The sequence below is a fragment of the Aeromonas sp. sif0611 genome (genome assembly GCF_019218845.1).
In the GTDB taxonomy this organism is placed as follows: Bacteria; Pseudomonadota; Gammaproteobacteria; order Enterobacterales; family Aeromonadaceae; genus Aeromonas; species Aeromonas media.
Window position 1 is genome coordinate 397,447 of sequence record NZ_JAHUWU010000004.1, and the last position, 8,894, is coordinate 406,340.

General features: G+C 58.4%; 7 protein-coding genes. 2 read left to right on the forward strand and 5 right to left on the reverse strand.

Annotated features, from left to right (window positions below; genetic code table 11):
* Positions 1–3: 3 nt before the first annotated feature.
* Positions 4–2,376 (reverse strand): phosphoenolpyruvate synthase, encoded by a 2,373-nt coding sequence (gene ppsA / locus KW824_RS12925; protein WP_182788525.1) that lies wholly within the window; start codon positions 2,374–2,376, stop codon positions 4–6.
* Positions 2,377–2,684: 308 nt separating this feature from the next.
* On the opposite strand from ppsA, the gene KW824_RS12930 reads away from it, so the two are divergent.
* Positions 2,685–3,497 carry a pyruvate, water dikinase regulatory protein gene (locus KW824_RS12930; protein ID WP_218409993.1) on the forward strand — a complete coding sequence of 271 codons (813 nt, stop codon included), beginning with the start codon at positions 2,685–2,687 and terminating at the stop codon, positions 3,495–3,497.
* Positions 3,498–3,607: 110 nt separating this feature from the next.
* Here KW824_RS12930 and KW824_RS12935 read toward each other — a convergent pair whose 3' ends face one another.
* On the reverse strand, positions 3,608–3,901 hold the full coding sequence (locus tag KW824_RS12935) for a hypothetical protein (RefSeq protein WP_256351366.1): 294 nt from the start codon (positions 3,899–3,901) through the stop codon (positions 3,608–3,610).
* Between the two features lie 356 nt (positions 3,902–4,257).
* On the opposite strand from KW824_RS12935, the gene KW824_RS12940 reads away from it, so the two are divergent.
* Positions 4,258–5,634 (forward strand): amino acid permease, encoded by a 1,377-nt coding sequence (locus KW824_RS12940; RefSeq protein ID WP_005332864.1) that lies wholly within the window; start codon positions 4,258–4,260, stop codon positions 5,632–5,634.
* Positions 5,635–5,863: 229 nt separating this feature from the next.
* Here KW824_RS12940 and KW824_RS12945 read toward each other — a convergent pair whose 3' ends face one another.
* From KW824_RS12945 to KW824_RS12955, 3 genes are all read right to left on the reverse strand, one after another.
* Entirely contained in the window at positions 5,864–6,565 is a 702-nt protein-coding gene (locus tag KW824_RS12945; RefSeq protein ID WP_005332865.1) for an SIMPL domain-containing protein, read from the reverse strand.
* A gap of 55 nt (positions 6,566–6,620) precedes the next feature.
* A complete protein-coding gene (locus KW824_RS12950; protein ID WP_218409994.1) occupies positions 6,621–7,178 on the reverse strand; it encodes a hypothetical protein in 558 nt (185 codons plus the stop codon).
* Between the two features lie 89 nt (positions 7,179–7,267).
* On the reverse strand, positions 7,268–8,894 hold a 1,627-nt coding region (locus KW824_RS12955; protein WP_218409995.1), incomplete at its 5' end, for a type I secretion C-terminal target domain-containing protein.

Sequence of the window (8,894 nt, forward strand, 5' to 3'; positions counted from 1 at the left end):
GGCTTAGCCGGCCTTGTGTTGTTCGGCCAGATAGAGCCAGGTGTCGACCACGGTATCCGGGTTGAGGGACACGGAGTCGATCCCCTGCTCGACCAGCCAGGCGGCGAAGTCCGGGTGATCGGACGGCCCCTGACCGCAGATACCCACATACTTGCCCGCCTTGCGGGCGGCCTGGATGGCCATTGCCAGCAGCGCCTTGACCGCCTCGTTGCGCTCATCGAACAGGTGGGCGATGAGGCCCGAATCCCGATCCAGCCCCAGGGTCAACTGGGTCATGTCGTTGGAACCGATGGAGAAGCCGTCGAAGTGCTCGAGGAACTTGTCCGCCAGCAGGGCATTGGAGGGCAGTTCACACATCATGATGACTTTCAGGCCCCGCTCGCCGCGGCGCAGGCCGTTCTCGGCCAGGATCTCCACCACCTGCTCCGCCTCGCCCACGGTACGAACGAAGGGGATCATCACCTCGACGTTGGTCAGGCCCATGACGTCGCGCACCCGTTTCATCGCCTCGCATTCGAGGGCGAAGCAGGGACGGAAGCTGTCGGCGATGTAGCGGGAAGCGCCACGGAAGCCGATCATGGGGTTCTCTTCGTGGGGCTCGTAGCCGCGGCCCCCCACCAGGTTGGCGTATTCGTTGGACTTGAAGTCCGACATCCGCACGATGACCCGCTCCGGCCAGAAGGCGGCGGCCAGGGTGGCAATGCCTTCACTCAGCTTGGCCACATAGTATTCACGGGGGCTGTCGTAACCCGCGATCATCTTGGTGATGGTGGCCTTGAGCTCGGGGGTCTGTTGGTCGAATTCCAGCAGGGCCTTGGGGTGCACACCTATCATGCGGTTGATGATGAACTCGAGCCGCGCCAGCCCCACACCGGCATTGGGCAACTGGGCAAAATCAAATGCCCTGTCCGGATTGCCGACGTTCATCATGATCTTGATGGGCAAGGGCGGCATATTGCCCACTTCGGTCACCGCTACGTCGAAGTCGAGCTCGCCGTCGTAGATGAAGCCGGTGTCCCCTTCCGCGCAAGAAACCGTGATGAGCTGACCTGCCTCGATGCGGTCGGTGGCATCGCCACAGCCGACCACGGCCGGGATGCCCAGCTCACGGGCGATGATGGCGGCGTGACAGGTACGCCCACCCCGATTGGTGACGATGGCGGAGGCCCGCTTCATGATGGGCTCCCAGTCCGGGTCGGTCATGTCGGTGACCAAGACATCGCCGGGCTGTACCTCGTCCATCTGGCTGATGGAGCTGATGACTCGCGCCGGGCCCGACCCAATCTTGTGGCCGATGGCGCGCCCCTCGATCAACACCTTGCCAGATTGCTTCAGGGCAAAGCGTTCGAGCGTGTTCGCCTCCTGGCGGCTGCGTACGGTCTCCGGGCGCGCCTGGACGATGTAGAGCTGACCGTCCTGACCATCCTTGGCCCACTCGATATCCATCGGGCGGCCGTAGTGTTGTTCGATGATGAGCGCTTGCTTGGCCAGCGCCATCACCTCCTCGTCCGTGATGCAGAAGCGGTTGCGCTCGGCCTCCACGGTATCGACGATCTTCACCTGACGGCCGTGACCGGCGTCCTCGGAATAGGTCATCTTGATGAGCTTGGAGCCCAGCGTCTTGCGCACCACCGCTGGGCGACCAGCCTTGAGGGTCGGCTTGTGCACATAGAACTCGTCCGGGTTGACGGCCCCCTGCACCACCATCTCCCCCAGGCCCTGGGCACCGGTGATGAAGACCACGTCGTTGAAGCCGGACTCGGTATCCAGGGTGAACATGACGCCGGAAGCGGCGAGATCGGAGCGCACCATGCGCTGCACCCCGGCGGAGAGCGCCACGCCCTTGTGATCGTACCCCTGATGCACCCGGTAGGAGATGGCGCGATCGTTGAACAGGGAGGCAAACACATGCTTGATGGCGGTCATGACGGCATCGATACCGCGCACGTTGAGGAAGGTCTCCTGCTGACCGGCGAAGGAGGCATCCGGCATGTCCTCGGCGGTGGCGGAGGAGCGTACCGCAAAGGAGGCTTCAAGCCCGGCGCTCAGCTTGTCGTAGGCGGCACGCACGGCCTGCTCCAGCGCGGGCTGGAAGGGAGCATCCACCACCCAGTCACGGATCTGCTGGCCGGCCTTGTTGAGGGCGGCGATGTCGTCCACGTCCAGGCTGTCGAGCAGGTCGTGGATCTTGCCGTTGAGGCCGCTTAACTCCAGAAACTCGTTAAACGCAAAGGCGGTGGTCGCAAAGCCGCCCGGTACGGACACGCCGGCACCGGAGAGGTTGCTGATCATCTCGCCAAGGGATGCATTCTTGCCGCCGACGCGCTCTACGTCCTGCATACCGAGCTGTTCGTACCAAAGTACGTACTGTTGCATTTGCATGTCTCCAGGTTGGTGGGCCAGGGTGTCAACGCACCTGCTGTGCCAAGTCGTGTGTTTTTGTTAGTGTCTGTTGCCAACGACCATGAAAACGTTTTCTAATTATTGTCAAAAAAATCCCCGAGCAAGAGTTGGGGATGGCCGTTTGACACAGGCATTCTACAATACCGACACAAAAAGGTAACGACTCAGGTTTGCAAGCGAGTTCACAACTTGGGAATGGCAGACCTGTTGACAAAAGAGATATGGTTTCGAGAGATACTTAATGCTCGCAACCCCCCAGGGGCACACCACAGGAGTCCGCTGTGCACACCGTATTCTATGTATCCGATGGCACCGCCATCACCGCCGAGGTGTTCGGCCATGCCGTGTTGAGCCAGTTTCCGCTGGTCTTCGAACAGGTCACCATTCCCTTCGTGGAGACTCTGGAAAAGGCGCGCCAGGTGCGGGCTCGCATCGATGAGCAGTTTCGCCAGACCGGGGTGCGCCCCATTCTGTTTCACACCATAGTCGACCCCCTGGTAAGGGAAGAGGTACTCAAGGCCCAGACCAGCAGTCACGATTTTCTCAATACCTTCGTGAGTCCCCTCGAGCAGGAGCTCGGGATCAAGGCCGAGCCCAGGCAGCACCGCACCCATGGCATGGAGAACCGCAAGCTCTACGACGATCGCATCGAGGCGGTGAACTTTGCCTTGAGCAACGATGATGGCATCACCACCAAGGAGTATGACGAGGCGGACATCATCCTCATCGGGGTCTCCCGCTGCGGCAAGACGCCGACCAGCCTCTATCTGGCGCTGCAGTTTGGCATTCGCGCCGCCAACTACCCTTTCATCGAGCAGGACATGGGTTCGCTGGTACTGCCAACCCCCCTCAAGGCCAACCGCCACAAACTGTTCGGCCTCACCATCGCTCCCCAGCGACTGCACGAGATCCGCAATCAGCGCCGCGCCAACAGTCGCTACTCCTCTCTTGAGCAGTGCGAACAGGAGCTGGCGAGCGTGGAGCGGCTGTTTCGCCAGGAGGCGATCCGCTTCCTCGACACCAGCTCCCACTCGGTGGAAGAGATCAGCGCCAAGATCCTGGAAGCAACCGGCCTTCGTCGCCAGCTCTGCTAGATAACATAAAAAAGGCAGGATAAACCCGCACAACGACAGCCCAGTGGCAAGATAACGAAACAGAAAGACAGGGAGAAATGACGCCAGCGGGTCCGCCGGCGTCATGAGGCTCAGGGGCGAGGGCGGGAAGCTGGCTTGTTGAGCTCCCGATTGTTCATCAACATGCCATGAAAGCGCAGCAAACCATGGCGTTTGCGTGCCCGTTCGCTCAACCAGCAGGCGGGAAGCAGGCCCAGCACGGCGGCGAGCGTCAGCACCATGGCAATGTTGTTCACCAGATAATCCGCCCCCTGCCATCCCCAGACCATGAGACAGGCCGCCGCCATGGTCAGCAACATGGGGGATAGCCAGACTCCCAGCCAGAGCGCTGCGAGCAGCAAGCCACCGACAATACCTTCGATCATATGAGTCCTTCCTTGAAAAACGGCTACTAGCACATCAAATCACCGCCAGGTCAATAGCACCAAGACCAACTGAACACAAAACCAGCAATCACTTCCAAAACCCCTTTCCAGATCATGAAAAACCTGAACATTGCCCACAAAGCAAACCAATGATGAGGAAAACAGGTGCACAAACGGTCGATTATCACTATTCTGCTCGGGTTGGTAGCCGCTACAAAAAACAGTGCGCGGCAAACCGTAACGATATTAATACGGATTTCGTCACGTTTTCGGCACAAGATGCCGCGTCGGGCACAGGAGGTGCCATGGCAGACGGGGCGCGAGACGAGTGAATTCAGCGACGTAAGGAAGGAAGAATGGATCTTCAACAAGACGGCGAAGAGCTGAAGCGCGGCCTGAAAAACCGCCACATCCAGCTCATCGCACTGGGCGGTGCCATCGGTACCGGCCTGTTCCTCGGCATTGCCGACACCATCAAGATGGCAGGCCCCTCGGTGCTGCTTGGCTATGCCATCGGCGGCTTCATCGCCTTCCTCATCATGCGCCAGCTTGGCGAGATGGTGGTGGAAGAGCCGGTGGCCGGTTCATTTAGCCACTTCGCCTACAAGTATTGGGGCGACTTCGCTGGCTTCGCCTCCGGCTGGAACTACTGGGTGCTCTATGTGCTGGTGAGCATGGCGGAGCTGACGGCGGTCGGCATCTACGTGCAGTATTGGTGGCCCGAGATCCCGACCTGGATGTCGGCGGCCTTCTTCTTCGTGCTGATCAACGCCATCAACCTCTCCAACGTCAAGGCGTTCGGCGAGATGGAGTTCTGGTTTGCCATCATCAAGGTCGTGGCCATCCTCGGCATGATAGGCTTCGGCGGTTACCTGCTGTTCTCCGGCACCGGCGGTCCCGAGGCCACGGTCAGCAACCTGTGGGCTCAGGGAGGCTTCTTCCCCAACGGAGTGGGCGGCCTGGTAATGGCCATGGCCTTCATCATGTTCTCCTTCGGCGGTCTGGAGCTGGTCGGCATCACGGCGGCGGAAGCGGATAATCCCGAGAAGAGCATTCCCAAGGCCACCAATCAGGTGATCTACCGCATCCTGATCTTCTACATTGGCGCCCTGACCGTGCTGCTCTCCCTCTACCCCTGGGGCAAGGTGGTCGAAGGCGGCAGTCCGTTCGTGATGATCTTCCATGCCCTGGACAGCAACCTGGTGGCCAACGTGCTGAACCTGGTGGTGCTGACTGCCGCGCTCTCCGTCTACAACAGCTGTGTCTACTGCAACAGCCGCATGCTGTTTGGCCTGGCCAAGCAGGGCAACGGCCCCAAGGCACTGCTCAAGACCAACAAGAGCGGTGTTCCCCTGACCGCCATCACCATCTCGGCAGCAGCCACCTTGCTGTGCGTGCTGATCAACTACCTGATCCCGGGCAAGGCTTTCGGCCTATTGATGTCGCTGGTGGTCTCCGCCCTGGTCATCAACTGGGCCATGATCAGCCTCGCCCACCTCAAGTTCCGCAAGGTCAAGGCTGCCGAAGGGGTGACTACCAAGTTCAAGGCACTGTGGAGTCCGTTTGGCAACTATCTCTGCCTCGCCTTCATGGCCGCCATCCTGGTGATCATGTACATGAACGATGGCACCCGCATCTCGGTCGAGCTGATCCCGGCCTGGGTACTGGTGCTGGGCTTGGGCTATCTGTTCAAGCAGAAGCGCCAGGAACGGATAGCCACCAATCTGGGCTAAGTCTCTCCGCTTCTCTTACGAAAATGCCGGTCACTGACCGGCATTTTTTTATGTGCTCCATCCCCCCCGGCAGTAGTGAAGCGGTCCATCACTCCCCTGCCTCTGGCATGCACAGATGAGGGACGCCACTGGGCATTGCCATTTAACTTCCATGAGCAGGGACTCCATAACGACAAACCCGAGACAGGAGCCTCGGGTTTGGGGAGATCAGGATTAGTTTTGCAGTCCATCATTCCAGCAGGAAGACGGCTTCCACGTTGTCCGTGATGCTGATCTGCTGCTGCTGGTAGCTATTCTCCGCCATGTCGGCGGCGGGTGCCGCGGCAGCCTTCATGGCACGGCTATATATCGGCATGGGAGAGCTGTTGCGGTACTCCACGCTGTACACCTTGCCAAGTTTCATGCCAAAGGCCTTGGCCAGAGATTCTGCCTTGCTGGTAGCGTCTGCCACCGCACCAAGACGCGCCTGCTCCTTGATGACCTGAGGCGACTTGAGGCCGTACTCAATCTGGGAGACAGATTCCAGGCCTGCCTTGAGGGCGGTGTCCATCAACTGGCTCAGCTTGTCGAGCTGGTAGAGTTTGACCGCCAGCTGGCGCTGGGCACGGTAACCCACCATCTCGGGCTGCTTGTTCTGCGGATACTGGTACTCGGGGGAGATCACCAGATTGCCGGCCTCCACATCGCTGCGCTTGATGCCGAGGTTCTCCAGTTGACCAAAGAATGCGGCCACCTTGGTATCGACCTGCTGCTTGGCCTTGATGCCCTGTTTTTCCAGCGCAGTGACGGCAACATTGAGCGTCAGCATATCGGGCTCGGCCTTCTGCTCCGCATAGCCACTGACTACCAGATGAGGGGCTTCGGGGACCTCGATGGCAAGCAGCGGAGCACTGATAACGAGCGCAGACAGGGTAAGAAGGGGACGCCACATAGAAAAAACCTCCGTCGATTAGATGGAGGCCATTATGCACGTCGTCGATTGGGATTCATATATCGTGCAATGGGGGGATCTGATCCAGCACCTGATTGGTCATGTCAATGTTGATGCTGATCTCGCCTGCCAGCGGGCTACCATGGCTCGCAAGCACGGGGGCTGGCCCCTGGGCACCCAGCAGCGAGTCTTCTTCGAAATGAAAGGAGTCCCACGACAGAACATGACCCTGGGATGGCAATACCGGGTCTGGTGCCGTGACAACCGCCAGCGAGCTCCAGTCAAAGTCATCCCCATGACCAAGCAGATCCTGCAAGGAACTGTCGCTCAGACTCTGCAGTGAATACTCCTGTTGCCCCAGCTCGTGGCCAACCAGCACCACCATGTGGGGCAAGGGTGCGTCCTCTGCGGGCGTGAAGCTGATGCTCGATGCAGCGAAATCCACATTGAGCGCTCCCGCGACCTCACCATCCTCGCTCTCCAGATCCAGGGCGTTTATCTTGTTCCCCGTCATCGTGGCCTGATAGCCAAACCGGCCCGAACAGACGATGTTGTCCTGTCCGTCCCAGCTGTAGCGAATACCATCGATGTCGACCCAGTTGAATGGTTCCATATTTCCCTCACATCTTCGATCCTGCCTATCTTAACGCCCTTCATTCACAAGCAACAGAGGGCAGGCAAGCCTGCCCTCCATCTGCGTCATCAGGGGTGCGGATCTATCTTGAGGTTACCATCGTTAAGCAATTGCTCGATGATGGCCTGGTTTGTGGTGATGGTGCCACCATGGGTCAGATCTGGCCCCCCCTGGAACATAACCGTCAATTGCCCACCACCCGCAGTGCTGCCATTGGTATCGATAGTCAACTTGTTATTGACCGTATCAAACGTCAGATAGCTGTTGAGGGTACTGGCTAACTCACTATTGCTGGCACTGCCCGGCACATTATCCAGTAATTGCGACAGATCCAGCACATCACCATTACTGCCCGAACCCAAGGTGAAGTCGGTTATCTTGTCCACACTGCCATCGGCCTCCCCTGCTAGCCACTTGAAGGTATCCTTGCCATCTCCTCCTGTCAGGATATCGTTGCCCAACCCGCCAATCAGTAAATTATCTGCTCCGTTGCCGATCAGAGTATCACTGCCAGATCCACCAATCGCACCTTCAATGGAGCTATAGGTATCTCCTTCTGCATCGCCCCCAGAACCGGTGCCAGTGAGCAGATTGATAGTATGCGCAGCGCTGTCGTCGCTGTAATCCACCAAGTCATCTCCCCCACCACCGGAGATCACATCATCTTGTGAGCTGCCCGCGAGAACATCATCACCGCCAGTGCCTGTCAGGGTATAACTCCCATCCCCCGATACGACGCCAATGTGGAGAGTCGAAGTGGCCGTTGTATCACCGTCTCCATCCGTTCCTTCAATGCCAAAAGACAGATCCTGATCAGCAGGCAAAATCCGTGTCGAGACAATTGCTTCCGTAAAACGCACACCTTGTCCTGATCCACTGATACCTGTAATAGTTACTACGTTGAAACTAATCGAAGGGTCAATCACCGTACTCGTACCAGTCACCACCATGGTGCCCGTCTGGGTATAGTGAGGATCGGACGGATCCAGAAGGGTGTTTACGGCAGTCCACTGTATGGTCAAAGAACCATTGATACTGTTATTGGTCAGCGTCAATTTATCGATCAACTTGGGATCGGATGTAGAAGGGTTGTCACCAGCCGCTCCCACATTATGAAACTCCATGGTGACACTCTCACCATTGCCCAGGAACTGGTTGTCGACACCAAAACCCTGGGTAGAAGAGTTCACACCATTACTGGTACCCGTAAACTCTATCCGCCCATCCGCCGTTTGTACCCATGGCTGCGGCCCTCCTGCCGTGAGATTCAACAACGAGAACGTCTCGTCACGGGCGACCTCCGAGTTGATCAGATTGAACTGATAATGCCCGTCAGCAAACACGGTCAAGGAGAACAAGCCACTCCCACTGGCGCTTGCCAACAAGGTGGTACTCAGCAAACTGCCATCCAGATTGTATGCACTGGATGAGCCATAACTCACACCAGTTATGGCTGGCCCAGTGATGTTGAAGGCAGACAGGCCATCGGCTCCCGGCTCTACATCAAAGAACCCCTTGAGGGATGTCAGTGGTTCATTTGCCATGAAACCTGACATAAAGCTGCCCAGCGTCGGCACGTCGTCCACGATGCGCACAATTAACTGGTCGCTGGCACTGGTGCCGCCCACCCCGTTCACCCCGATGGTGATGCTGTCGTCAAACCCGGTGCCCGTTGCACCCGCCTTGCTGTCGTTG

What these genes read in the sequence shown, in the direction of transcription:
- ppsA (WP_182788525.1), bottom strand. Translation starts at nt 2,376, where the DNA reads ATGCAACAGTACGTACTTTGGTACGAACAGCTCGGTATGCAGGACGTA.
- KW824_RS12935 (WP_256351366.1), bottom strand. Translation starts at nt 3,901, where the DNA reads ATGATCGAAGGTATTGTCGGTGGCTTGCTGCTCGCAGCGCTCTGGCTG.
- KW824_RS12940 (WP_005332864.1), top strand. Translation starts at nt 4,258, where the DNA reads ATGGATCTTCAACAAGACGGCGAAGAGCTGAAGCGCGGCCTGAAAAAC.
- KW824_RS12945 (WP_005332865.1), bottom strand. Translation starts at nt 6,565, where the DNA reads ATGTGGCGTCCCCTTCTTACCCTGTCTGCGCTCGTTATCAGTGCTCCG.
- KW824_RS12950 (WP_218409994.1), bottom strand. Translation starts at nt 7,178, where the DNA reads ATGGAACCATTCAACTGGGTCGACATCGATGGTATTCGCTACAGCTGG.